Source organism: Hyphomicrobium sp. ghe19, assembly GCF_902712875.1.
Taxonomy (GTDB): Bacteria; Pseudomonadota; Alphaproteobacteria; order Rhizobiales; family Hyphomicrobiaceae; genus Hyphomicrobium_B.
The window spans coordinates 3256428-3282830 of record NZ_LR743509.1 but is presented as its reverse complement, the minus strand read 5'-3'; the positions used below and the strand labels follow the sequence as shown (position 1 = coordinate 3282830).

Genomic DNA, 26403 nt, shown 5'->3' with positions numbered 1-26403 from the left:
AGCTTTTTGCCGGGGTCGTCAGTGGCGCGTTTGCCCGATTTCACTGGCTAAAATTTCGCTTACCGCTCTATGCAGAACATTCTCGAATTCTTTGACCTGATCATCATTCGCACCGAGGTCCTTAAGGTGCGGTACGGCGTCCGCAAGGCCTCGCAGATATTCTCGAAGTTGCTCTTCAAATGTGCCTGAGACAAATACACGATAATTGAGCTGCGGTGCGCAGTCGTAGAGCCGTTCTTTCTTCCGCAACTTCGATCGTGCTGGATAGCGAGGCAGCAACATATCTGGCATAGCTATCGGCACATAGCGCACCGTTATCGGAAGCTTAGACAACGTGTCGGACCGAGCGAGAGCCCTGTGGAGATAAGATTCCACGGCGATTCGGCTGCGCCGTAGTCCGTCGTACGCATCCTTGAACACCTCTGCGGAGTTTTGAAAATTCACGTGAGGTCCGCCTTTACCTGCCATTTACGTTTAATCTTGGGTAGCTTCCATTTTCGTAGCGATAGGTCTGCAGCCTCATGAACTCGTCCAAATATGCTGCGTATCTAGATTGGTAGTAGGCTTGAGGCACGTAATCTACATTTTCTGCCTGAAGATAGGCCTGAGAATAGCGACCGGAGGGATCTGATGTCACTCCGATCTTGTCAATGGCTCCTGAATCCTTGTTGACGAGGTAATAAAGCTCAGTTCCATCCATGTTGAGTGAAGAGTTGCCATGGACGTTGGCTTGGTTGTCATTTGCATATGAGCCAGCGACCGCATCATAGAGGCTGGTCGCCATAACTGCGCCGGTGGCACCACCGGCCGAGACACCGAGCCCAAGAGCCACCGGGGTCGCCGCGGCGCAAGCTCCGAAGGTTGTAACAAGACAGCCACCGTAGACGAAAGCGCCGCCCGCAATTCCACCGAGGACTGTTCCGACTCCGGCTGCGATCTCCTTCCCGAACTTGTTATAAAGATTTGCGAATGCGGCAGTTATTGCACCGTTGACGAACTTGCCGCCGGTGATTTCCGAAGCAAGACCGCCGACGGTCGCGACGGCCAAGGTGTCAAGGTATATATTGCTGCCGATAGATGTGCCTACCGTTAACAGACCTGCGCCGGCACCCATCGCGTTCGCCGCGAAGCCTTCGAAGAAACTGCCGCCCTGGGACATCGACAGTGCACCGCCGACAACACCGTGAACGAGGGCCTTCGTAGCTATCTTCCCAACGCCCGACATTCCGCCCGTAAGGCCCGGCACTATCTTCCCGCCCGTGACCTCCCACGTGCCGACGGCTATGAACGTCATGCCCATGGCCATGATGGCCTGGCTTAGTGATCCTCCTGTCGCCAGGGTGATGACCCCTGATGCGGCGACGCAGGCAGCTGGACCGAACGTACACGCGGCGATCTGTATGAGGGCCCTTCCGATCTGGGAGTTGAGGATGGCCTTGAAGACGCCGACGATGGCCTTGAACACCGACTTGAAGAAGTTGCCGATGGCCTTGAACAGCCCGGACAGGAAATAGCCGGACGGATCGGTGAAGGAGAGCGGGTTGTTCTGGACGTAGGAGTAGGCGTTGAACGACTGCAGGTTCGTGATGTCCTGGATGGCGATGTCGGGCGACATGAAGCGGCCGAGTTCGGGATCGTAGACGCGGCCGTTCATATGGATGAGGCCGACCGGATCGAGCTGCTCGTGGAAGGTATAGCCGCGCGTCAGCGTCTGGCCCTGCCAGGCGAACGGCACGCTGGCGGTGTAGACCGTCCAGTCGAACTTGCGTCGCTTGCCCCAGGCATCGAACGACGCCCGTTCGACGATGGCGCCGCTGCCGTCGGTAACGACGTCGAGCGAGCCCAAGTGGTCAGTCAGCAGATACTGCGTCTGCGACTGCCAGGTCCCCGGGACCGTCTGGGTGCTGAGGATCACCACGGCGCCGCCGATGGTCAAGCGGCGCGTCACCTGTCCCGTTGCCGTCGTCATGACCTCGTAGGTACCGCCGGCGACGTAGTGCGTCGTCGTGGTGCCAGTCTCATTGGTGTCGATGCGCTTGAAGCGGGCGCGATCCGGACCATAGGTGATGTCGATGGCCCGGAGCCCCTGCACCACGCGCGTCGGCATGCCGAAGCCGCTCCAGGTGATGGTGCGGCCATCACCGGAGGTCATGCTGCCGTTCGGGTCATAGCAGTAGTTGGTGTTCTTGGTGCCGGCGACGGCGGTCACCGCGTGTGGTCCCGGGCCTCCGCAGGAGGTCCCCGTTCCATAGGTGTAGGCGCCGATGTCCGACTTCGACGTGATGTTGCCGAGGCTGTCGTAGGCAACGTCGACGAGGTTCGTCGTTCCACCTGTCGTCGTGGCCGACCGCGTCACCCGGTTGAGGTTATCGTAGGTAAAGTCGTCGCGAACGTTCAGCTGGTTGTCGACGCGGTTCTGCAGATTGCCGAGCTTGTCCCAGCTGTAGCTCAGGCTGCGGACGGTCGTCGCCGACACCGTCGAGGTGATGCCGGTCAGGAAGCCCGTCGCCGGGTCATAGCTGCGATTATCCTGGACGCCGTTGCCGAACTCAGCGGTCGTGATGTTGCCCCGCGCATCGCTCGCCAGCGCCTTCCAATAGACCGTCGACCCGGTTGAATCGCTGATCTTCTCGAGACGACCAGAGGCGCTGTAACCGTTGGCGGTGACGAAGCCCGAGGGATAGGTCACCGTGGCCGGGCGGCTCAAAGCGTCGTAGGTCGTCGCGACCGTGTAGGTCGCAGCGTCGATCGTCTCCGTCGCGGCCGACGGCCGGCCGAGGCTGTCGTAGGTCACCGTCGACTGATAGCCGTAGCCCGACGCCGACGTCAGCTTGCCGATGCCCTTGGGTTGCGTGTCATAGACCCAGGTCGAGGTGCGGGCGCCGGGCGTCGGCGCCGTCGCATCATCGATGCGGGTCAGGATGCGGCCGAGGACGTCGTAGGTCATCGACGTCTGCTGGCCCTTGGCGTCGGTCTGATCGACGAGCAGGCCGAGGGCATTGTAGCGGTAGGTCCAGGCCCCCTGATCCGGCGTCGTGCTCGCAATCTTGTTGCCGAGGAGGTCGTAGCTCGTCGTCGTCTGGTTCCCGGCGGGATCGGCGATGACCGTCAGCTGGCCGAGGGCGTCGTACTGATAGGTCGTGACGTTGTTGGCGTTGTCCTTCGCCGAGATCATCCGTCCGGCGACGTCCTTGGTGATGGTCTTGGTCTGGCCGAGTTCGTTGGTGCTCGTCGAGACGAGGCCGTTGTAGGCGACCAGCTGCGTCGCCGTATCCGAGCGCGTCGTCAGCGTCGGCCGATTGAGCAGGTCATAGACGATCGTGGTCCAGCGTGGCGTGTCGCCATCGAGCGTTGGATCGGAGTGCTGGACGACGTTGCCCTTGGCATCATAGATCGTGTCGACGTCGATCAGGCGGCCGTCGAGCCCCTGGCTCGTCTCGCGGATCGTCCGGTTGAGACGATCCTTGTAGACGGCGGCCAGCGGCGCCCCGGCGACCTGCGTGACGACGACATAGGCGCCGCGCGCCGGACAGAGCGTGTCGGCATCACACCAGTAGCGGTAGCCCTTGGTCGTCGTCCCGTCGGCGCGGGTCTCGACGTTGGGCAGACCGAAGGCGTCGTAGCTCTGCGTCGTTGTTAGGCCGTTGGGGCCCGTGACACTCGTCGCCAGGCCGGTGACCGGGTCATAGACCGACGTCTGGCTCTGGCCGAGCGGGTTGGTCTCGGTCGTCCGATAGCGGAAGCGCGTGTCGTAGCCGTAGCCTGTCGTCCGGCTGGTCGCAGCGATGCCGGAGGTCGCGGCCGAGCCCCACGTCTCAACTACGCTCGACACCGCGCCATAGCCGTTGCGCGTATAGGTCTTGGTGCTGGTCAGCGCGTCGCCCGGCTCGACCGTCTCGGTGGCGAGCAGGCCGGTGGCCGGATCGTAGGTGTAGCCCGAACGACGGACGATGGTCGGCTTGCCCGTTGCCTGATGCGTCGCCGTGGCACTCGTCAGGCGCCCCATGATCCACGTGCTCGTGGTGTTGCTGTAGACCATGTCGGTCGTGGTCGTGAACGTGCTCGCGCCGAGGGTCGTGATCTGCTGCTGCTGAGTGGCGAAGCCATAGTCGTCGTAGGTCGTGTTCTCGGTCAGCGTGCCGAGGGCGGCGCCGTTGAGGTCGAGCTTCGTCGTCACCGTCTGCGGCGAGTAGTTGAAGCAGCGGTAGTTGGCGGTCCCCGACGTGCCGAAGCAGCGTCTCGCCAGCGACACCGTCTTGTCCTCGAGCACGACGCCGCCCGGCGCGATGGTCCGGCTGCGCGTTAGCGAACCTTGAAAGTTGTTGGCGTAGTCCTGGCTGTACTCGAGCACCGACGCGATCCCCGTCGCATCGTCGGTGATCGTCATCTTGGCGAAGCCGAGCGAGCCCGCCCCCTTCAGGTGACTGCGCAGCGCCTCATACTTGTAGGACTGGCTGTTCTGGCCGCCGATGCCGTTATCGGTCTTGATCTGCGCGACGACGTCGATCGCTGCCTGCGTATCCTGCGCCGGATACGTCGCGCCCGTCCCCTTCGTGTAGACCGAAGAATCCGTCAGCTGCTTGTATGTAACGTCGATCCGGTTCCCCAAGCCGTTCGTGATCGATGCGATCAGGTCAGGACGCGGGTAGTTCCCCAACCGGATGTAGTCGTTCGCGTCGCCCGTGGGCGCACCGCTCGAACTCGCGGCGTAATGATAGATGTCGACCAATCCGTCGCCATTGAAGTCGCCGACGGCGCCAATCCGGTGGCCGGTCGGTACCGAGTTTACTCCCAGATCGATATCGGTGAAGCTGCCATCACCATTGGATAACCACAGATGATCCGTTGTAGTACCGGATTTACGACCGGAAGCGTCCTGCTTCATCAAATAGAAGTCGGTATTGTCATCTCCGTTGAAGTCGGCAGTCGCGCCTATCTGATATCCGGTGGGCCAGCCCGGAAGCGTGACCGGCGCCGCTCCTGTACTGTTTCCTTTTATAAGAACGGAATTCTTGGTCGTCGTACTGCCGCTCTTGGTTTGGCCGAGAAAATCGAGAATGCCGTCCCCGTTGAAATCGCCGCTCGCGATTGGCGAAGCCATTGACGTGACGTCGACGTTGTTGAAACGTCCATCGCCTCGGGCATAAAAGATTGTTTTGTGGGCGGCGGGCTCTGAGCAACCTGCGAATTGAGAGCAGTTCGCAGGCGTGTCAACGAAGAGGTCAGTAAGGCCATCGCCGTTGAAGTCGCCTACGCTTTTTATGGACGCGTTTAGGAAAACATTCCAGCAAACCCCACTTGCAGGACCGGTTAAGCACGCTTGCGTGGCCCCTCCGTCCGTGGCCCCTAGACTGACGATAGTGAACGTACCATCGCCTTTCGAAAGATAGACGTAATCGTCTGGTGAGAAGTCCGATCGCACAATATAGAGGTCGGCCAAGCCATCACCGTTGAAGTCTGCGATAGAGTTCAATGAGAAGGCGGCAGGCTGCTGCAGGTAGACATAGCCGGTCGCAGGAAATGCGAACGGATAGCTCGTGAAGGTTCCATTCGAGTTGGCCAGGACCAACGCGTGGCCCGGCATTCCTTTGCCCCCGCCGGACAAAATCAGGTCAGCAATGCCATCTCCATTGAAGTCGCCAATCGTATCGAACGTGTAATTCTGCGAGTATCTTGTAATTGCAGTGCTCGTGAAAGTGCCATCTGCAGATCCGTACCAAATGAAATCGTTGCTGCCGGAGCTCTTTGCGACATAGACATCCGTTATTCCATCGCCATTAAAGTCACCCGCGCCGACGATGCCGAGATTCGTATCCCCGCTTCCCATAATCCCGCTTGTCGAAAGGAGCTGCGGCGTGAAGTAGGTAGCGCCGGCTTGCGGATCGTCTGACGACCAGGTGAGGACGGTCGGATCGAGACAGGCCGTCGGCGTGCATTCCTTGATCTGCTGCACCTGCTTCGCCGACCGGTAGGTCAGCTGATAATCGCGGAACAGCGTCGCGTCGGCATAGACCTTGACGTTGGTCAGCCGCCGCGCCGTCGTATATTTTTGCCCGTTTGCATAGGCGATCCGCGGCTTCGGCGAGGTGTCGTAGACGAAGTCGACGTGGTTGTAGGGGGTTAATCCCTGCGCCGTGTTGCCGGTATAAAGAACGGACAGCGGCCCGAAGTCGCCGTTGGCATCGACGAAGTACTGGAACTGGATGTAGTTCCCCGCGCGATCCGAGAGTTTGTTCAGACCCCAGACGCGCGCCTCGGAGCGCCCGAGCGCCAGGATCCGGGAGTCGGTTGTGTTGCCGTATTCCAGAATCTCACCGGACTTCTTATAAACGACGAACCGCTGCGGTCCGGTTCCGGCACTGCCATACGAGATAATCTTTGAGAACTCTTCCGGCGATGTGCGGTACTCGGTGCCGTCAGCACCATAGGTGCCACTGATCGCGACCAGCCGCTGACCATTCAAACAGAACTTATCGGCGGTCGTGAAGTCGACGGCGTGAATGACACCGTCATGATAGAGATCGCTGGCACAGCGCGTGATGTAGCTCAGGCCGCTGATCGAGCCGCCGTAGCCCATCGGGCCATCGCCGCCCGGCGTCGCGAACTGCAATGCGAGCTTCGGCTGCACGCCGGTGGTGCCAATGGGCACCGTAATCGGGATCGTATAGCTGGCGCTGCCGCTCGGCGACACGCCGAACTCGGCGGCCGTGGCGCCGATGGTATCGCTTGCCGGCAGGACGCCGGCCGACCCCGCGAACCGCGTCAGCGGATCTGTCGCCGAGGCCGAATGAAAAGAAAGACCGCTGAACGCAAGCGACAAAGCAATCACGGACGCGCGCTGTACGCGCGTGCCAATACGCAAACTAAACATTATCCCCCCGGATATACGCTGATATGGGATTTATTTAGATTCTGAATTCTGCCTCATTTGATCATTTCTCAAAAAAGGCATGAGCACCCCAACCGAGTCGATGCCCAATTTTTATTCCGATCCGGAATCGGCGAGCGCCGTTGCCGGCCTACAACATATGGCCTAGGCCGACCGATATTCCATTTGACCTAATCCATCATCCGTGAAATGACGAGTCGAAATGCTTGCGTATTGGAGATTCACCTATTCGGTAATTCTCTTGAGTAAAAAATATTGCGTATAAGCGCCACACGACGGGGGTCAAAGGCGCTTGAGGGGGAAAATGTATCGCGTCCTATGCGCTGCGTATCGCGCTACCCATTTCCGCATCTTGTCTCGCCATTCCGTGCCGCGAATCGTGGATTTCGCGCCGATTTTTATCGTTTTTCTGTTGTCTGGCTGCGCGGCGAAGATGCCCAGCCTCGGCGCCAGCGATCTGGCGCCCCACGTCTCGTTCCCGCAACAATCTAACCCGCTGTCGCTATCGACGGATGGGCAGAATCCGCGCAACGGCGAAAGCCAACCCACACGTGATATTGCAAAAAGTCCAAATCCGAAGCGGGAGATTGAGAGCCACAACGCGGGAAAATATCCCGACGCATCGCGATATGAGGTGTCTTATGGCGATGGCGTATTCGTGAATAAGATATAGCCGATAATTTCTTAGGTCTTAACGATTATCCGGCAGAGCCAAATTCAATTCCATTTTCTGCACGCCTGAAGTGAGAAATGCTTTCGATCTTTCGACTTTTATGACTGTCCATCCGTCAAGCGATTGTCCCTCGAATAAGCGCAGGTAATCGGGTTCTCCCGGCTTCTCGACAATAGCCATGCGTCGCTCAGATGTGATAATTGCTCCACGAAGCGTCAGATTTGGGAGCGGCGGGGGCGCAATAGGAGCTGCTGCGGCAGTGGTCTGCGGCGTAGGTCGCGGTGGAAGAGGGCGTCGCGTCCAATGAAACAATGGCCTTTCGGCCGCATTTCCAAATTTGCTCAAGGGGTCAGCAGGCAACCAAGCGGGTACCGTCGGACCTTCTGATGAAGGCGGCCGGAAGCGGTCCGGCGCTGCCGCAGGTAAAGAAATAGGTTGCTGCCAAGTCCGCATGCATATCGCGCCTATCAGCGCTGCCAACGCAATCAAAGCCGAGCGCCAAAAACGCGCCGAAGTCATCATGGACGCCCTCCAAGTGACACGAACGCTTTAACCTGCATATCAACGTTGAGAATTAGATCATCCTCGAAGGGCCCCTGCGCGGGCGCGTCACCGGCGTTCCGCTGGGCGGATGGTTGAAGATTTGATCTGATGGCAAGGCTGTCGATCAGGATCGCGGGCTTGGCATTACGGATCTGACTAAGAAGCTGCGTCAGCCCCTTATTGGAAACGGAGAAGCTGACTGCGATTGCAACCGAAGGCGGCCTATCCTCTGCTTGTGAAGCAAGACGTTGCGCGACCTGCACCTGCCCCTGGTTGTTGCGGACAATCTCCGTTGCCGAATTTTGGAGTTTTGCGGCGGCAATTTCGAGGCTCTGCTCTTCGAAGTAGAAGCCACCAGCCAAAACGGCCTGATGCTGTGCACGACCTTGCGCCTCAACTGCTTCACGTTGGCTTGCCGTCCATCGGTAGCGCTCGTAACGGTTAGACAACTCCATCTTTGCGAGTTCGATCTCAGTAAACGATCGAAGGACAGGTTGGGCGATCGCGAACCATAGGACGGCGGCAAGCGCGACAAGAATACAGAGGGCTAGTGCTCGGGAGAGCGGTGTGCCAGCGAGCGTTGTCATGGTTCGCCTTTGAGGTCGAAAGACAGTGAAAAGCGATCGAGATTGAGGGTCCCGTCTCGCGTCACAGGAGCAATGAATTTGGCGCCGGAGAATTCGGGAACGCTGTCAATTTTCCCCAGAAGTTCTGTCGCATTCAGCGCGAAGCCTGAAAGCGAAATTGTCCTGCCAATTGCGCGATACTCGGTGATGCGGATGTCGTCGGCAAGAAGGCCGGATAATGTGTCGAGAATGGCAAGCTGATTGGCCTCTCTGTTCTTGGTCGCCACGGCCTTGGCGGCTAAGTCTGCTTCGGATGTACTCTCCTGCATTGTCGCCGCCACTTTTTCTGCGGCGGGTTTTAGTTTCTTGATTTCGGCCTCTAACGCCTCGTTGACGGCGGCGGCATGATTATGCGTGAGGCAGAGCGCGAGAATTGCCAATGCAAAGATGAGGACACTGATAACATAATCCCAATACCTAGGAGACGCACTTGAATGTGCCGTAGGAACATCAACCGAAAGGTCCGGCGTTCGATTGCCGCTTCCGACAAATACGATACGGCCAATCTCGATTTCTGCCGCTTCGGCAAACCTCTGAATGTTCTCAATGTCGCGCTTCAAAAGCAACGCGACTTTCACCCTGATATCTTTCGAATCCGATTGGGGGGCGATCACGTGCGAAGCATAGAGGACGTCAGTTTCGCGAAACGGGCTAATTCGGTTGATCTGAAACCGAACAGCATCGTTGACGTGCGCCCGCGTGGCGCTTGGTAGAGTAATAGTCTTGCAAAGATAGCTCTCCGCTGAGAGCGCCACGATCGCGCGACTCGCTTTGCCTTTCCGTCTAAAGTCTTCTAGGTCGCTTCGCAGCTTCTCAGCGTCGTGTTGCTCGTATCTGAGTATTCTTTCGTCACGCCCGGCACGGGATACGCGCACGATCACGCCTCGGGACAGGGGCTCGATACGAATCTGAGGCCCTTTGAGCCTGTCGCGAAGGGCTATAGGAACTAGCGCGGTAAGCTCGTTCTCCCACCACGTTAGAAATTGCAACACAGCGCTCTTCGCGCGCGAAAATGCGGATGTCAGATCGGATGTAATGAAGACATTCGAATTCATGGACATACTTTTTGTGAGCTTGAGGGAGTTGAAATTGCTAGGTGTCTGTTGAGAATGCGAAGTGGGTCGCGACGGTCGCCGGTCAAATATACGGTCTCCTCTAAGGCCGGCGTAGTGCGCTCATCTTCGATGGTCCACGCGGTGATGGTAACTATTCCGACAAAGCCAAGGCCTGAAACGCTAGTCGCGTTAATTGCAACCGCCGTTGGGCTGAGTTCGGTCTCATCGGCTCCATGGGTCGTGCCGAGCACCGCCTGCTTGACGATTGGGTCTGCGAGACTGAGATCGGGAATTTTAGTGAAGGTGTGCACGGTCACGAATGGACGAATCCATTCGTAAAGTTCCTCGGTTACTCCAGGGATGCGGCGGATCTCGTCCGTGCTTTGAAAGCGGCCATTTCGGGGTCCATAAGGCAAACCGAGTGCTGCGTAACCCAATTTTTCAAGACCGTGGAGGCGGACCACATCATCGTCGTCGATATAGTCTGCAATCGTATCGACTAACGCGTCAGCCCTAGTCCGCGGAATGCATGCTAAAGCGAAAAGATTGGTGAGCGCCGGATTAGAGATCTGGTTCAAGTTGATCTTTGCGCTTTCAGGCCTAACCGAAACGCTGACTGTAAATCCCTCAAACGATGTGGTTTCAATGCTTCCGTCCATGTGCGGCCAACGATCGACAGGCCCCATAAATCTCAGGAGGGTACGATTGATGACAGCCTCTTCGGCGAGTTGCCGACGAAGACCGTCCTGCGCGTTTTGAGTGGTCAGGAGATCGGCTCGGGTCGTGAGGGTCAGGCTTGAAGCGATGGCGGCGGCAATCAAGAGTGGGAACATGACGATCGCGAGGGCAATGCCGGCATCCCCTCGTGCCAGCTCACACACGATCTTTGGGAGAGCGATCGAGCGACAGGCATGTGCCAAGCGAGAAACAAGGGTCACGGCACGAGAGCTCCTGAGATTCGGGGAGCGACGAGAAGTGTTGGCCAGAACCTATTGCTGCCGTCCGGAAAGGTGATGTCGAGAGAAATTAGAACTGGAAGTTTGGTCCGATCGTTCCAGCCAAGGGACCATTCCGGTGATTGAATCTCTGTCGGCGCGCCCAAATAGCGAAATACCAAAGCCTTGATATTTGAGAGAAGGACAGTTTCTGATCTGTTTGGCGTCGCTCGCTCTCCGGTCCGGGGATCGTAGACGGACGGGAGGATAACCAGGTCGGTTTGACCGCCTTCTCGTCTGCGAGCTTTGATGGCGACTTGGTAATCTCCACCATAGCCGAATTGCTCGGGCATGCGCGCGATAAGGACGAGGTTGTCGGCGGCGCCTTCAAATTTTAGGGGCATTGTCCCCTGGGCGTTCGGGTCGACACGCGCTGACGAAAGAAAAAGGCGCAATGCATTCTGCGCAAAATAGACGTCGGCCTGGGCGTCTTGATCTTTTGTCACTTTGTCCCAGGTTTGAATGCCGATACGCAGACTCCAAGTCAGCGTCAAACTCAACAGCGACAGCAACACGAGACTGATAATCAATTCGAGGAAACCGAATCCTGCGTCGTTTGCGGGATCGAGGCGATCATTGCTCATTCGGCAGGGGTTCCCTCTTGCTAAGACGAACACCCGCAAATTCGGATTGCTGAGGGGCGCCCCCGCGCTCCCAATTGACGCGGAGAGTAAGTCTCCATGGGTGCAGGGGAGTAATCGAATCGACAGCTCCTGTGTCATCGGAGATATCGAGCTTCCATCGGAAGATGTCACCGAAGCGGCCCTCGGTCATTCCTTGGATCGGAAGCACCACCGTTCCAACACTGTCAAACTTCGATTGAGCAAAGGCCGCGACGGTTAGCCGGTCATCCAAGATTTGTCTTGCCAATGCGGTTCGCCCAAGAATCTGGAAGTAGAGGGTGAGAACGAATGCGCTAGCGGCAAGCGCAACGAGCGCTTCTAGAAGGGCAAAACCGCTCTCCGTCGAAGGAGCGCGGTCTCCTTGCTCATTGCAAGTGGCGACCGCGAGCGGAATTTCACGTATTGTCACCGCTCCTCCATTTCCACCCGGCCCGTTAGCCAATTGATTGAGATGACCGACCTATGATCGCTCTGCGCGATGTCGATGGTGGCACCGGACGATGTGCCATCGGGATAGAATCGCAAGCTGACGCGGCGGTCAGGTAGGATGTCACTCTGCGCTGTGCGAATGCGTAAATTGAGCGATTGCGGCAAGTGGCCGCTGATACGGCTCCCCGGCACAACGTAAGACTTTTCATCAAGGTCGACGACGAAGCGTACTGGGAAATTCGTCGTCAGGGCCAGCTGCCGAGCTGAACGCAAAGAGTCGGTGAATTTGGATATTGCGCTCCGTTCGTCGACGCCGCCCCTTGCACCTTGGAAGGACGGAACCGCGACGAGCGTGATCAAGGAAAAGACGGCAAGCACACAGAGCAACTCGATCAGAGAATAACCTGCCTCCTGTCCGTCACCAGCTCGTAACATCTTTGTTCACCCCGTCGCCGCCTTCGGCACTATCGGCGCCATAGGAATAAAGATCGTAGGCGCCATGCGAGCCCGGAAATTTATAGTGATACTCGTTCGACCACGGATCGACGATCATCTCGGCGCGCTTCAAATAGGGCCCATTCCATCGCGGCGCGTTGTCAGGAGCTTTCAGGAGCGCCTGTAACCCTTCGGTTTGGCTCGGATACCGGCCGACATCGAGCTTATAGAGATCAAGGGATGCACCTAGATTATCGACGGCGACGCGAGCGCTGTCTGATTTGGCGCGATCGAGGTATTGCAGGAACTGTGGGACTGCGACCGTTGTGATCAGCAAGATGATCGACATGACGACCAACAACTCGACGAGCGAGAAGCCGGCATCGTGGCTCGCCTGAGCCGGTTTCAGTTGCGGTTTGGAAATAAGGAAATGACTTGCCATTGCGACCTTTGCTTATCGAAGTGCCAACTGGTTGATGCTTAGAAGAGCAGTAAGAATAGCGGCTACGATGCCCGCGATCACGCAGCCCAAGGTTACCGTCAATGCAGGTACAAATAGCTCCATCAAACGTTTGGTGGAGCGTTCGACTCTCTCTTCGCAGAGGTCGGCGATACGGGTGAGTACACCCGGCAGGTTACTTGCTTCTTCGCCGACGGCCAGAAGATCGAGCGCATCGCTGGCGAATAGCCGTGACGTTTGAAGTCCAGCCGATAATCGCCCGCCGGTTCTGATGTGTTCGCGGGCCATATCAACCTCGGCCGCGAACGCACGGTTGGAGGTCGCATCGCGCGTCAAGGCGAGGGCCTGCGCGGCAGGAATGCCATTTTGCAGCAGCAGTGACAGCATGCGGGAGAACATGCCTGTCTGGATGTCGCGGAAGACATCTCCGATGCCTAAGGGGATCGAGAGTTTCCACCGATCCCACGTCTTGCGTCGCTCGTCGTCGAGGAGCAGTATCCGTAAGAGCAAAAGCGAAAACGCAAGCGCGACGACCACGAAGGCAAGCAAGGCGGGGAAATAGTCAGATGCAGCAAGGATGAAGCGCGTGACGGCCGGAATCTTGTCTCTGGCGCCATCAAACAACGGTTTGAATTGCGGGACGAGGACGAGCATGAGAATGCTAACCGAAATGACGGCCATTATTGTCAGAATAGTCGGATAAATAAGCCCATCTTTTATCTCAGAACGCACTTTCTGGCTGCGCTCCATGTGAGCGACGAGGCGATCAAGGACATCTTCCAAATGCCCACTCGCTTCTCCGGCTCCGATGGTGTTGGTGACGAAGTGGGGAATCTGCCCGCTCAGCATCGCCAAAGATTGCGCGAAGCTTTTTCCGCTTTTGATATCCTGCTGCAGACGGCTGGTGAAGTTCGCAATGTCTCGGCGGCTTTTTGATCGCGCGATCACAGACAAAGCCTTTTCCAAGGGGATGCCAGCGCGAATAAGCATGCGGCATTGCGAAAGAAACTCGGTCAGGACCCGCTCCGAGATGCCGGCCGGCGTGAAAGAAAAAAATCTGAGACGCGAGGGTCGCGCAGCAGCGATTTCAGAAACGTCGAGAACCGTTTGGCCCACCGAGAAAAGGTGCTCGGCCGCTGCATGGGCAGTTGCAGCCTCGAGATGCCCTTCGTGAAATTTGTTGTCACGGTCCACGGCCTTGAAGGCGAACAATGGCATCACTCAGCCTCCCGCTACCCGTTGGACTTCGTCCAAGGTTGTGACACCATTTGTGATCTTGCGCATGCCGTCGGCAGCCATCCGCGTCATGCCCTCTTGGACGGCCAAGTTCCGCAGATCCGAGGTTGGAGCATCGCGATGTATGAGGGCTCTTGCCTGTTCCGATACGAGAAAGATCTCATAGATGCCGACGCGGCCCCGGTATCCCGTGCCATTGCATTGGGGACATCCGGAAGGACCCCAGACGTGCTCACAGTGCACAAGGTCAACGGAAAGGTGGGCGGCGAAATCCCGCAATCGAGAATCAACGGCCAACTCAATTTTGCAGGCCGGGCATAAAACGCGGACCAGCCGTTGCGCGACAACGCATGTGAGAGTTGCGGTGATCAGAAATGCCGGCATTCCCATGTCGCGCAAACGCGTCACTGCCGCGATAGCATCGTTGGTATGCAGTGTCGATAAAACGAGATGCCCTGTGAGCGAGGACTGCCCGGCGATTTCGGCAGTCTCGAGGTCGCGGATTTCGCCTATGAGAATGACATCGGGATCTTGCCGCATGAGTGAGCGGAGCGAGCTTGCGAACGTCAGACCAATGTCAGGCTTAACTTGGGTCTGATTGACACCCGAGAGCTCATATTCGATGGGATCTTCGACTGTGAATATTTTCTGTCCAGCGCGGTCGAGTTGCGCCAGAGAGGCATATAAAGTGGTGGTCTTGCCGCTACCCGTCGGTCCGGTAACCAGGACCATCCCCATCGGCCGTGAGAGCACGCCGAGATAGCGCGAAAAATCTTGAGTTTCGAAGCCCAATTGATCCAGGCGCGGGGAAATTCCAGACCGATCGAGGACACGCAAGACGACGCTTTCGCCGTACATTGTTGGAAATGTCGACACGCGAAGATCAACATCCTTGCCTTTGACTGTCAGGCGTATCCGCCCGTCCTGCGGCAAACGGCGTTCGGCGATGTCGAGATGGGCCATCACCTTGATGCGGGAAGCAATGGCTGTTCGAAGCTGCGGTGACGGAGGTGGGATGTCGCGCAAAATTCCATCGATTCGAAAGCGCACTTGGAATTGGTGCTGAAACGGTTCGAGGTGGATATCGGATGCGCGGAGCTCGATCGCGGATTGGATGAGTTGGTTGACGAGGCGAATGACTGGAGCTTCAGCGGCCTGATCTCGAAGCCTTTGAATGTCCCCATCTGTCTCCTCAAGCTGCTCCGCCCCGGCGCCGGTTTGAAGGGGCAGGCCCTGCTCCGCTTTGTAAAGCTGTTCAATCGCCCGCTCGATGCGCGAGAGTTCGCCGACGAGGATTTTCACACGTCGTCTCGTCGCGAGGCCAATCGCTTTTATCGCATACGTGGAGAATGGATCCGCGACAGCGACGGCAACGGCATCAGGATCAACCGATAGTGGAAGGATAATTTCTTCCCGCAGGAATTGTTCGCTGACTTCCGTGGTGACAGGAACGGTTGGAATATCATCGTCCGTTAAAAGCCGATGCCCCAAATAGCCGCTTAAATGATGCGCAAGCGCAGCCTCCTCAATGACGCCAAGGCGCGTCATCAACCGACAATAGGGTTCGGACGTCTTCTGGTGTGCAGTTAAGATCCGTGTCGCGGCCGAAGAATCAATAATCTCTGCAGACACCAGACTTTCGAGGAATTGACTTTCCGTCCGTTCTTCGTGCTGCGTTGGAGAGGGTGTGTCGAGCATGGAGTAATCTCACCCCGCGAGTGGCCCATTGAGCCAGGTCATCCAGATTCCGAGGCAGAGAAACGTTCCAAAGGGAACCCGTTCCACTCGCGGATCTCTGCCCGCTAGAACCGCAAGTACGATACCGTAGATCGCGGCCGTTGATGCTCCGATCATGAGGACCGTCGGGATCCCCTGCCACGAGACCCAGGCTCCTCCTGCCGCCAGAAGCTTCGTATCGCCGCCGCCTAATCCATGGGCGTTTTTCAGTCTACGATAGGCGAGAGCTGCAATGGCCAGAATACCGCCCCCTAAAATCACTCCTAAGAACCGATCGCTCAGTGTTGCGAACGATAAAGGACTAGCGCAGCACAGACCCGAAATGCCGAGACAAATGTTGAGAGAGTTGGGTAATCGGAAAGAGGTAAAATCGATCATCGCAAGGGTCACGAGAAGGCCGGCAAGCAGAAGGCTGACAGGTTTCAGTTGATTGAAAAGAATTTCAGCTACCATCAGGATCACGCCTACTTTTGCCAAGTGGTCCAAGCCGACCGTTCTTTCGCATCGGCGCTTCGCACGACGTCTTCCATGCGCTGGCGTAACTCGTCGGTGATCTGGCGCGCATCCGAACGCCCCCAAACAACATGGGGCGTGATGATCACCATAAGCTCGGTGCGCGCTTTGCTATTATCGTGGGTTTTAAATACCTCTCCTAAGCCAGGAATATCGGAGACGAGAGGCAACCCGGTTCCGCCTTTCGAGCGACTTTCGCGCATCAAACCGCCTAAAACGACGGCTTCGCCGCTCTGGATGGCGATAGAAGAATCTATTTTTCTCTGCTGGATTGTGGGCGACGTCACGTTATTGCCGGTCTTGTCGGCGACATCGCTGACCTGTTGATTGATATCAAGAGTAACCAGGCCACCACTGTTCACGCGGGGCGTGACTTTCAAAATAACGCCGGTATCGAAGTATTGCACTGTTTGAATGATCGGCGCATCTGATGTGACAACGCTTTGCGACGTGCTTGTCACGACGGGGACCTGATCGCCGACTTGCAGGGTGGCGGTCTTGTTATCCCGGACCATCACACGCGGAGAAGAGACTACCCGGACGTCGGTGATCGAGGACATCGCATTTACAACGGCCGCGATATCTTGAGCCGCAAAAAAGTACGAGAAGCCCGGGAACTTCGAGAGAATTGCGCCGGTATCGAGAGAGCTAAAAGAGAATTTCGACTGCTTCTCTTTCAAAAACCACTCGATGCCGTACCGTAGACCATCGTTGAGGGTGACCTCTGCAATCGTGACCTCAATCATCACCAAGGGTGGAACAACATCCAGTCGATCGATGGCATCGAGAATTGTACTGTATTCCGGCTGGGTCGCGCGGATCAAAAGTGCATTATTTTCCTCATCCGCCACGATGCGTACACCAGGCACTTGCATCGAGTCCGCTCCGGAGTCCGTTGGGACGTCCGTGGCCGTCTCTGATCCAGCTTGGGCACTCGCAACACGAATGGGCATCGTGCCCTGTGAGGAGATTTCCGCGATGGGCGTGTCGGGTGCTATGGCGTCTTGAAGCTTTGGCGAAGTCGCCGCCGACATCGCTTGATTGCCGCCATGGAAGATCTTGTTGAGAACGCTCGAAATTTCTGAGGCATTTCGGTTCTTGAGACGATAGACGAAAAGCTTCCGCGTCGTCTGATCTCCACCCTTGTCCAAGCGCGCGACCCACTCTTTGGCCAGATCAAGAGTTCGGGGCCGGGAAGCAATTATGAGAATGGCGTTCACGCGATTGATCGGGACGATCTGCGGAACATCCATTCCAGACTGCGCAGCGTGGGCTTTCATCACCGATTGCAGTTCGGTTGCGAGTTCCGATGCCTTGGCGTTGCCCACCCTAAAATAGCCGAACGACATGCCCCTCAATGCATCGATATCGAACATGTCAACCGTGTCGAGCAAGGTCTGAATTTCAGGGCCGTTGCCGGCAAGCATGAGGAGATTGCGTGCGTCGTCGATGCGGAGGATGCTGTTGTCCGGCGCAAGCGGCTCAAGAACGTGGGCCATCTGTGAGGCCGACACATGATTGAGAACAACGGCAGTTACCCCAAAACCAGGCGGTGGTCTGCCTCGCGAAGAGACGACTGTCGGGACGCCGGAGGCCTTCGCTTTACTTTGAGGCACAATCCGATAAAGAGCGCCGTCGCGCGTCAACGCTACGCCGGCGGCCGCAAGCGTAGTCTCAACGGCGGGGATGACGGCAGTCTTAGGAATTGGCCGATTGGTTCGAAGCGTAATTTTATTGGAAACCTCTGAATCGACGACAAAATTCGCACCCAGGATGTCGCCGAGAACGGATTGCGCGAATTGCCGAACGTCGGCATCAGAGAAATTCAATACGACGTCGCCTTCTGGCGTTAGTTGCGATGCATTCCGGGAAGGAGTGCCGTTGACGAATACGCCATCGCCATAAGACACCTCATATCGCGATGCGTCGGGATATTTTCCCGCGTTGTGGCTCTCAATCTCCCGCTTCGGATTTGGACTTTTTGCAATATCACGTGTGGGTTGGCTTTCGCCGTTGCGCGGATTCTGCCCATCCGTCGATAGCGACAGCGGGTTAGATTGTTGCGGGAACGAGACGTGGGGCGCCAGATCGCTGGCGCCGAGGCTGGGCATCTTCGCCGCGCAGCCAGACAACAGAAAAACGATAAAAATCGGCGCGAAATCCACGATTCGCGGCACGGAATGGCGAGACAAGATGCGGAAATGGGTAGCGCGATACGCAGCGCATAGGACGCGATACATTTTCCCCCTCAAGCGCCTTTGACCCCCGTCGTGTGGCGCTTATACGCAATATTTTTTACTCAAGAGAATTACCGAATAGGTGAATCTCCAATACGCAAGCATTTCGACTCGTCATTTCACGGATGATGGATTAGGTCAAATGGAATATCGGTCGGCCTAGGCCATATGTTGTAGGCCGGCAACGGCGCTCGCCGATTCCGGATCGGAATAAAAATTGGGCATCGACTCGGTTGGGGTGCTCATGCCTTTTTTGAGAAATGATCAAATGAGGCAGAATTCAGAATCTAAATAAATCCCATATCAGCGTATATCCGGGGGGATAATGTTTAGTTTGCGTATTGGCACGCGCGTACAGCGCGCGTCCGTGATTGCTTTGTCGCTTGCGTTCAGCGGTCTTTCTTTTCATTCGGCCTCGGCGACAGATCCGCTGACGCGGTTCGCGGGGTCGGCCGGCGTCCTGCCGGCAAGCGATACCATCGGCGCCACGGCCGCCGAGTTCGGCGTGTCGCCGAGCGGCAGCGCCAGCTATACGATCCCGATTACGGTGCCCATTGGCACCACCGGCGTGCAGCCGAAGCTCGCATTGCAGTTCGCGACGCCGGGCGGCGATGGCCCGATGGGCTACGGCGGCTCGATCAGCGGCCTGAGCTACATCACGCGCTGTGCCAGCGATCTCTATCATGACGGTGTCATTCACGCCGTCGACTTCACGACCGCCGATAAGTTCTGTTTGAATGGTCAGCGGCTGGTCGCGATCAGTGGCACCTATGGTGCTGACGGCACCGAGTACCGCACATCGCCGGAAGAGTTCTCAAAGATTATCTCGTATGGCAGTGCCGGAACCGGACCGCAGCGGTTCGTCGTTTATAAGAAGTCCGGTGAGATTCTGGAATACGGCAACACAACCGACTCCCGGATCCTGGCGCTCGGGCGCTCCGAGGCGCGCGTCTGGGGTCTGAACAAACTCTCGGATCGCGCGGGGAACTACATCCAGTTCCAGTACTTCGTCGATGCCAACGGCGACTTCGGGCCGCTGTCCGTTCTTTATACCGGCAACACGGCGCAGGGATTAACCCCCTACAACCACGTCGACTTCGTCTACGACACCTCGCCGAAGCCGCGGATCGCCTATGCAAACGGGCAAAAATATACGACGGCGCGGCGGCTGACCAACGTCAAGGTCTATGCCGACGCGACGCTGTTCCGCGATTATCAGCTGACCTACCGGTCGGCGAAGCAGGTGCAGCAGATCAAGGAATGCACGCCGACGGCCTGTCTCAATCCGACCGTCCTCACCTGGTCATCCGATGATCCACCCGCCGGTGCCACCTACTTCACGCCAAAGCTGTTGAGCGCCAGCGGCATCATGGGGCCGGGTGATGTCAAATTTAACGTGGTCGGATCCGGCGATTTTAATGGCGACGGATTAAGCGATCTGTACGTCATGCCAGTTACGTCGGATGCGACGAACGTTCGTCTCAAATATTCGAATGGCGCCGGGACTTCCGACTTTATCTGGTACGGAACGGCCGCTGGCACTTTCAATAACACGGCAATCCCAACCCTAACTGATAACTTTAAGATAACGTTCGGGGGAGATTTCAATGGGGACGGTCTTACAGACGTTCAAACCTACAAAAACAATACGCGATATCTAAGACTCGCGCGTGCAGACGGCACATTTCAAGATGTCTTGCTGGCAGCAAGTTATTTCTCAGACAGTTCCATCCTCTTGGGAGTAAGTTATTCCGGCATTGATTTGAACGGGGACGGACGTTCAGACATGCACGTTGCCTATATAAAGGATAACGGCAGCTTTGAGGGAAGAATTAATGATAGATCAATTCTATCTAATGGGGACGGCACATTTGCGGTCGTCCCGTTGGGTCCTTCGGACGGCGGCGTTACAAGTTCGTCTACATACGAAGATGCACGAATAGCTGCTGCAGGCGATTTCAACGGCGACGGCCTTAGCGATTTTTTCGTATTCCTGCCATCTAATCCCGAAACGATATGGCTGTCGCTAGGAGACGGCCGCTTTACGAACATAAGCGCGTCTCTGCCCACCTGTGACGGCGGTCAGTGCGGAGATGGCGTGTGGGAGGACTTTAACGGAGATGGCCTCCTCGATGAGTACAGGTTTCCACGAGACTCATATGGCCGCTCTACCGGCAACAGCGCCGATGTTGTCGCGCTTTCGAAGGGTGACGGAACTTTTGTTGGATTCGACGGGCCCATTCCTACTGGAGGATATGTCGGTTACAAGGTGGCCGCCGCGGGTGACTTCAATGGTGATGGGCTCGCAGATATGTATGTCATGCGAGTCGATGGGTATGGCCGAAAGTCATCGGCAACGGGTACGGATCATTTGTGGCTGTCCAAGGGTGACAGTACATTTACAGATATCGATCTCGGAACCGCAGTTTCAGTTCCCATAGGATTTCGCATCGCGGCAGTAGGCGATTTTAATGGAGATGGTATTACCGACCTTTATGCCTACGCGGCTGACACTTACGGCCGTTCCGCTGGCGATGCAAATGACTACATATTTCTCGGCAACTATGCTCGTCCAGATCTGATCTCCTCGATCACGAACGGCCTGGGGAACCGGATCGACGTCACGTACAAGCAGCTGACGGATCCGACGGTCTACACGAAGGGGACGGGCGCGACGTATCCGGCGCAGGATACGCAGGCGGCGATCGACGTCGTCGCCCAGATCAAGACCGATAACGGCATCGGCGGCCAGAACAGCCAGTCCTACAAGTATGAGGCGCTGCGCAGTCACCTGAAGGGGGCGGGCTCGCTCGGCTTCGCCAAGATGACGATCACCGACGATGCGACGGGGATCGCGTCGGTGCTCGAGTACAGCCAGGACTATGCCAACAACTATCAAGGCACACTGACGCGCAGCCGGACCATCGCTCCCGGCGGCGGCGTGCTCGAGGACAAGACGGTCACGCTGGCGAAGCGCTGCTTCGGCACGGCGGGGACCGCCAACTACCGCTGCTTCAACTACTCGCCGCAGACGGTGACGACGAAGCTCGACCTCAACGGCGCCGCCCTCGGCACGCTGACCGAGAACACGACCTACGACGACTATGGCTTCGCCACTCAGCAGCAGCAGATCACAACCCTCGGCGCGAGCACGTTCACGACCACGACCGACATGGTCTACAGCAACACCACGAGCACGTGGATCATGGGGCGCCTGACGAGTGCCACGGCGACGCATCAGGCAACGGGCAAGCCGACCATCGTCCGTCGTTCGGGCTACACCTACGATCCGACCACCGGCCTGCTCGCCACCGAGACGGTCGAGCCGGGCGACGCGCTGACCAGCACCAAGACCTATACGCGCAACGGCTATGGCGCGGTGTCGAGCGTAGTTGAGACGTGGGGCTCGGCCGCGACCTCCGGCATCGCCGCCACCAGCCGGACGACAGGCTACGGCTACGACACGCGCTTCCGCTATCGGACGACCGAGACCAACCCGCTCGGCCAGAGCCAGACGTCGGTCTATGACCCGGTCACCGGCCTGGCGACGAGTGTCACGGGCCCCAACGGCCTAACAACGACGCAGAGCTACGACGCCTTCGGTCTGCCCAACGTCGAGACCCGCGCCGACGGGACGACGACCAAGGGCTACCGCTACTGGTGTGATGCCGACACGCTCTGTCCGGCGCGCGGCGCCTATGTCGTCGTCACGCAGGTCGCCGGGGCGCCGCTGGCCGCCGTCTACAAGGATCGTCTCAACCGGACGATCCGCGAGACGAGCCAGGGGCTCGACGGCCGCCTGATCGACGTCGACACGATCTATGATGCCAAGGGCAACGTCGTCCAGCACTCCGATCCAACGCTCGATGGCGACACGCCACGCTGGACCACGATCGTCTATGACCTGCTCAATCGGCCGACGCTGACGACGCGCTCGGATACGGCGACGCAGCTGGTCGCCTACAACGGCCTCGTCTCGACGAGCACCAACGAACTCGGCCAGACCAAGACCATCACCAAGGACGTCGCCGGACGGATGATCTCGGCGAAGGACAACGCCAACAACGTCACGACCTATCAGTACGACGCCCTCGGCCAGCTGACGGTCATCGCCGATCCCGCCGGGAACCAGACGACGACGAGCTACGACCTCCTCGGCAACAAGATTGCGAGCACGACGCCGGATCAGGGGGCCTGGACCTACCGCTACAATGCCCTCGGCCTGCTCGTCGATCAGACCGACGCCAAGGGCCAGCGGACGTCGATGACCTATGACGTCCTCGGCCGCATCCTGACCCGCATCGATGACGCGACGGCGCCGACGCCCGGCGCGCGCACCTCGACTTGGGTCTATGACACCCAGCCCAAGGGCATCGGCAAGCTGACGTCGGCGTCGGGCTACGGCTATCAGTCGACGGTGACCTACGACAGCCTCGGCCGGCCGTCGGCCGCGACGGAGACGATCGACGCTGCGACCTACACGGTCGCGACGACCTACGACGCATTGAGCCGCCCGGCCACGGTGACCTATCCCTCGGGCTTCGTCGCCGCCAACGGTTACAGCGCCTCAGGTCGTCTCGAGAAGATCAGCGATTCAACTGGGTCGACGGTCTATTGGAAGGCGCTGGCGAGCGATGCGCGGGGCAACATCACGACCGCCGAGCTCGGCAACGGCGTCCAGGATAATCGCAGCTATGACCCGGCGACGGGCTTCCTGACCGGCATCACCTCGACGGTGTCGGCGACGACCGTCCGCAGCCTGAGCTACAGCTGGGACAAGCTCGGCAATCTGCAGAACCGTGTCGACAACCAGCTGAACGTGCGCGACGACTTTACCTACGACACCCTCAACCGGGTGACGCGGTCGGCCACGACGACGGGTGGCACGACGAACACCGTCGACGTTGCCTACGACAGCCTCGGCAACATCACGTCGAAGTCGGACGTCGGCCTCTATACCTATGGAACGGGAACCTCCTGCGGAGGCCCGGGACCACACGCGGTGACCGCGGTCGCCGGCACCAAGAACACCAACTACTGCTACGACCCGAACGGCAGCATGACCTCCGGTGATGGCCGCACCATCACCTGGAGCGGCTTCGGCATGCCGACGCGCGTGGTGCAGGGGCTCCGGGCCATCGACATCGCCTATGGTCCGGATCGCGCCCGCTTCAAGCGCATCGACACCAACGAGACCGGCACCACGACGACGCACTACGTCGCCGGCGGCACCTACGAGGTCATGACGACGGCAACGGGGCAGGTGACGCGCCGCTTGACCATCGGCGGCGCCGTGGTGATCCTCAGCACCCAGACGGTCCCGGGGACCTGGCAGTCGCAGACGCAGTATCTCTTAACCGATCACTTGGGCTCGCTCGACGTCGTTACCGACGGCAGCGGCGCCATCGTCGAACGGGCGTCGTTCGACGCCTGGGGCAAGCGGCGCAAGTTCGACTGGACGGTCTACACGGCCAGCCTGCCGTTCGCCTGGCAGGGGCAGACGCTGACGCGCGGTTATACCTTCCACGAGCAGCTCGATCCGGTCGGCCTCATCCATATGAACGGCCGCGTCTACGATCCCGAACTCGGCCGCTTCATGTCGCCCGACATCGCGATCCAGGACATCTCGAACCTGCAGGCCTTCAACGCCTACTCGTACGTCCAGAACAATCCCTTATCCTTCACCGATCCGTCCGGCTACTTCCTCTCCGGGTTGTTCAAGGCCATCGGCAACTTCTTCAAGTCCGTGTTCAAGGCCATCGCCGGCGTCTTCAAGGCCATCCTCAACTCCCAGATCGGAAGGGCCCTCATACAGATCGCCGCGTGTGCGGCGGCCATACCAGCGTGTATCGCCGCGGCGGGAGCGATGGCGCTGGCAGCGGGAGGCTCAATCGTCGATGCCATAAAATCCATGGCGTTCGCGTTCGTGTCGATGAACGTATGGATAGGGGTTGGAAACTTTTTGCATCCCATCGTCCAAGCGGGAGGTCTTGCAGGTCAGGCGATCTCAACGGTTACTCACGCGGTCGTCGGCGGCGCGCTCTCTGTCGCCCAAGGCGGCAGCTTCCTTGAGGGCTTTGCCTCAGCGGGGCTCGGCAGTGTCGGCGGCTTCGCCGGCGCTGATCTCGTCGGCAACAGCCCCGATGGGCTCTTCGTCCGCACCGCCTTCGCCGCGACCGCCGGCGGCCTTGCATCCGAGATCACCGGTGGCAAGTTCTCCAACGGTGCCATCACCGCATCATTCGCTCATCTCTACAATGATGAGAATATTGGCGCGAAGTTATGGGATGATGTCGCTGCAGGCGTGCAAAAGGCAGGTCAGCAGATTGGAGGCTTTGTTCAATCCCTTTACGGTGCTGTTGTGCCGGGATATTCAGCGGCAGAATGCGCGCTCAACGGCTGCAGCACCGGCCAGTGGGGATTGGCCGCCTTAGGAGCCATCCCCGGGTATAAATGGCAGGCTGAAGGAGCGACAATGATCTACCGCGAGGTTGCAACCGCGGTTGGACCAGTTGGAATCGCAGGAAATATTCAAATTGAAGGCTCATTGTTGAAGGTCCTCGATTTTACAGTATGGCCGGTAAAGGGGGAATTTCCGGGTTCGCTCGGCACCGGCGCGGTCCTAAAAGCAGCCGCCCCGTTGCTGGACGAGGCAAAGGGACTCGGATTTAGCCAAGTGCAAATTAGTGGAATGCGGATGACCGGCGCGAATCCCAATAGACCATTCTCCTACACAATCAATCTGCAGAAGAATTGATTCCATGGATAATCTGGAGAAAACATTATCCTCTTGTGAGGCTCTCGCCAGATCCGGTGCGAGCGTCGAGGAAATCCTCAAGTGCATGAGGGACGCTGGAATAAATAAGGTGCTATCGGTTCTGCTGCTTTCCCGTTTGGGAATAGCAAATATGCAAGAAGCCAAATTAATCGTGCATAATAGTGCTGTCTGGCAGGATCTTAAGAACAGGGATGAACAATTCGAGGACGATGTGCTTCGGGCTGTAAAAGAAGTTTCGCGACGTGGAGGCAGCGATACGAAGGAGTAGAAGATAAGATAGTTCAAAAAATTACGGTAGCGTAGGTTCCGGCTGCTGGGCGCAGCAATCTGATTGCTCGAAGACGCAGTTGGGCATCAGATAGCAGTCTTTGCCCGGTTGAAACTCACTGGACCTTGCACACATTGCCGGCGCAGATCGCTGAATCGGACGGCCTGTCGGCGAGTGACCCATTGGGGCAAAAGCGGCGGAGTCCGGCATATTCCCGAGGGGCTACACTCGATTAGCAGTTTAAGTTATGTGCTGCGCATCCTCGAGTGGGTCTCGTTCGGCGCCTGAGGCAAGCGGCGCAAGTTCGACTGGACCGTCTACACCGCCAGCATGCCGTTCGCCTGGCAGGGCCAGACGCTGACGCGCGGCTACACCTTCCACGAGCAGCTCGATCCGGTCGGCCTCATCCATATGAACGGCCGCGTCTACGATCCCGAGCTCGGCCGCTTCATTTGCCCGATATCCCGATCAAGAACATCTCCAACCTGCAGGCCTTCAACGCCTACTCGTATGTCCAGAATAATCTCAGGCTTGGCGACTGCGCCATCGCTGCCGCGTTCGCCCATCTCATCAACGAGGAGGCTCATAAAGATCGCGAATCCGAGAGGTCAATTGTTGTGATGCGCTTCAGCCGAGTAACTTCTTAGAAGAGACATTTGGCGAGTTGATGGAGCGAAGGCTGCGCGAGACGGAGAGCGCCCGGGACAGGCCACGAGCCGGCCTTACCCGAGCCATCGCGCACCAATTCTTCCTGAGCCCTCAGGTAGGATTCATGACAGTCGAAGTGAGCAGGGCTCTCGCATTCCAATGCGGGACCATCGAATTGCTCTGCGTTGACAAAGAATGCAAAATCGGATGCTTCAAAACGGTCAGGCCATGTCGAGATATGCGTTAGGTTGACACCGC

Annotated in this window: 17 protein-coding genes; 3 read left to right on the top strand and 14 right to left on the bottom strand. The window is 58.0% G+C overall.

The features are described 5' to 3' along the window. Window positions 1-18: 18 nt before the first annotated feature. Together AACL53_RS15575 and AACL53_RS15570 are read right to left on the bottom strand one after the other, a co-directional pair. Entirely contained in the window at window positions 19-468 is a 450-nt protein-coding gene (locus AACL53_RS15575) for a hypothetical protein (RefSeq protein ID WP_339085444.1), read from the bottom strand. Then, window positions 458-6871, bottom strand: a complete 6414-nt coding sequence (locus AACL53_RS15570) for an FG-GAP-like repeat-containing protein (RefSeq protein ID WP_339085442.1) — start codon at window positions 6869-6871, stop codon at window positions 458-460. The genes AACL53_RS15575 and AACL53_RS15570 overlap by 11 nt, the downstream gene beginning before the upstream one ends. Before the next feature lie 397 nt (window positions 6872-7268). Between AACL53_RS15570 and AACL53_RS15565 the strand changes: the two genes are divergently transcribed. Continuing rightward, the gene (locus AACL53_RS15565) at window positions 7269-7562 is read left to right on the top strand and encodes a hypothetical protein (protein WP_339085440.1); all 294 of its coding nucleotides are present in this window, start codon (window positions 7269-7271) and stop codon (window positions 7560-7562) included. Between the two features lie 18 nt (window positions 7563-7580). Here the strand turns inward: AACL53_RS15565 and AACL53_RS15560 are convergent, their stop codons facing one another. From AACL53_RS15560 to gspD, 11 genes are all read right to left on the bottom strand, one after another. Next, window positions 7581-8084, bottom strand: coding sequence for a hypothetical protein (locus tag AACL53_RS15560; protein WP_339085439.1), 504 nt, complete (start codon window positions 8082-8084; stop codon window positions 7581-7583). After that, the gene (gspM, locus tag AACL53_RS15555; protein WP_339085438.1) at window positions 8081-8692 is read right to left on the bottom strand and encodes a type II secretion system protein GspM; all 612 of its coding nucleotides are present in this window, start codon (window positions 8690-8692) and stop codon (window positions 8081-8083) included. The genes AACL53_RS15560 and gspM overlap by 4 nt, the downstream gene beginning before the upstream one ends. Further along, window positions 8689-9786 carry a PilN domain-containing protein gene (locus AACL53_RS15550; protein WP_339085437.1) on the bottom strand — a complete coding sequence of 366 codons (1098 nt, stop codon included), beginning with the start codon at window positions 9784-9786 and terminating at the stop codon, window positions 8689-8691. The genes gspM and AACL53_RS15550 overlap by 4 nt, the downstream gene beginning before the upstream one ends. Next, window positions 9783-10724 carry a general secretion pathway protein GspK gene (locus AACL53_RS15545; RefSeq protein ID WP_339085436.1) on the bottom strand — a complete coding sequence of 314 codons (942 nt, stop codon included), beginning with the start codon at window positions 10722-10724 and terminating at the stop codon, window positions 9783-9785. Before AACL53_RS15545 ends, AACL53_RS15550 begins: the two co-directional genes overlap by 4 nt. Continuing rightward, window positions 10721-11503 carry a hypothetical protein gene (locus AACL53_RS15540; RefSeq protein ID WP_339085435.1) on the bottom strand — a complete coding sequence of 261 codons (783 nt, stop codon included), beginning with the start codon at window positions 11501-11503 and terminating at the stop codon, window positions 10721-10723. Before AACL53_RS15540 ends, AACL53_RS15545 begins: the two co-directional genes overlap by 4 nt. Window positions 11504-11809: 306 nt before the next feature. Further along, window positions 11810-12268 (bottom strand): GspH/FimT family pseudopilin, encoded by a 459-nt coding sequence (locus AACL53_RS15535; protein ID WP_339085434.1) that lies wholly within the window; start codon window positions 12266-12268, stop codon window positions 11810-11812. Beyond that, window positions 12252-12710, bottom strand: a complete 459-nt coding sequence (gene gspG / locus AACL53_RS15530) for a type II secretion system major pseudopilin GspG (protein WP_339085433.1) — start codon at window positions 12708-12710, stop codon at window positions 12252-12254. The genes AACL53_RS15535 and gspG overlap by 17 nt, the downstream gene beginning before the upstream one ends. A 12-nt stretch (window positions 12711-12722) precedes the next feature. Next, a complete protein-coding gene (locus AACL53_RS15525; RefSeq protein WP_339085431.1) occupies window positions 12723-13940 on the bottom strand; it encodes a type II secretion system F family protein in 1218 nt (405 codons plus the stop codon). 9 nt (window positions 13941-13949) lie between these two features. Further along, the gene (locus tag AACL53_RS15520; RefSeq protein WP_339085429.1) at window positions 13950-15662 is read right to left on the bottom strand and encodes a GspE/PulE family protein; all 1713 of its coding nucleotides are present in this window, start codon (window positions 15660-15662) and stop codon (window positions 13950-13952) included. Between the two features lie 9 nt (window positions 15663-15671). Continuing rightward, window positions 15672-16187 carry an A24 family peptidase gene (locus AACL53_RS15515; protein ID WP_339085427.1) on the bottom strand — a complete coding sequence of 172 codons (516 nt, stop codon included), beginning with the start codon at window positions 16185-16187 and terminating at the stop codon, window positions 15672-15674. After that, the gene (gene gspD / locus AACL53_RS15510; RefSeq protein ID WP_339085426.1) at window positions 16166-18325 is read right to left on the bottom strand and encodes a type II secretion system secretin GspD; all 2160 of its coding nucleotides are present in this window, start codon (window positions 18323-18325) and stop codon (window positions 16166-16168) included. The genes AACL53_RS15515 and gspD overlap by 22 nt, the downstream gene beginning before the upstream one ends. 451 nt (window positions 18326-18776) lie before the next feature. Between gspD and AACL53_RS15505 the strand changes: the two genes are divergently transcribed. Then, complete coding sequence (locus tag AACL53_RS15505; protein WP_339085425.1) at window positions 18777-25208, top strand: FG-GAP-like repeat-containing protein; 6432 nt, start codon at window positions 18777-18779, stop codon at window positions 25206-25208. A 4-nt stretch (window positions 25209-25212) separates the two neighbouring features. Then, window positions 25213-25497 carry a hypothetical protein gene (locus AACL53_RS15500; protein ID WP_339085424.1) on the top strand — a complete coding sequence of 95 codons (285 nt, stop codon included), beginning with the start codon at window positions 25213-25215 and terminating at the stop codon, window positions 25495-25497. Between the two features lie 425 nt (window positions 25498-25922). Here the strand turns inward: AACL53_RS15500 and AACL53_RS15495 are convergent, their stop codons facing one another. Further along, the gene (locus AACL53_RS15495) at window positions 25923-26084 is read right to left on the bottom strand and encodes a hypothetical protein (RefSeq protein WP_339085423.1); all 162 of its coding nucleotides are present in this window, start codon (window positions 26082-26084) and stop codon (window positions 25923-25925) included. Window positions 26085-26403: the final 319 nt, after the last annotated feature.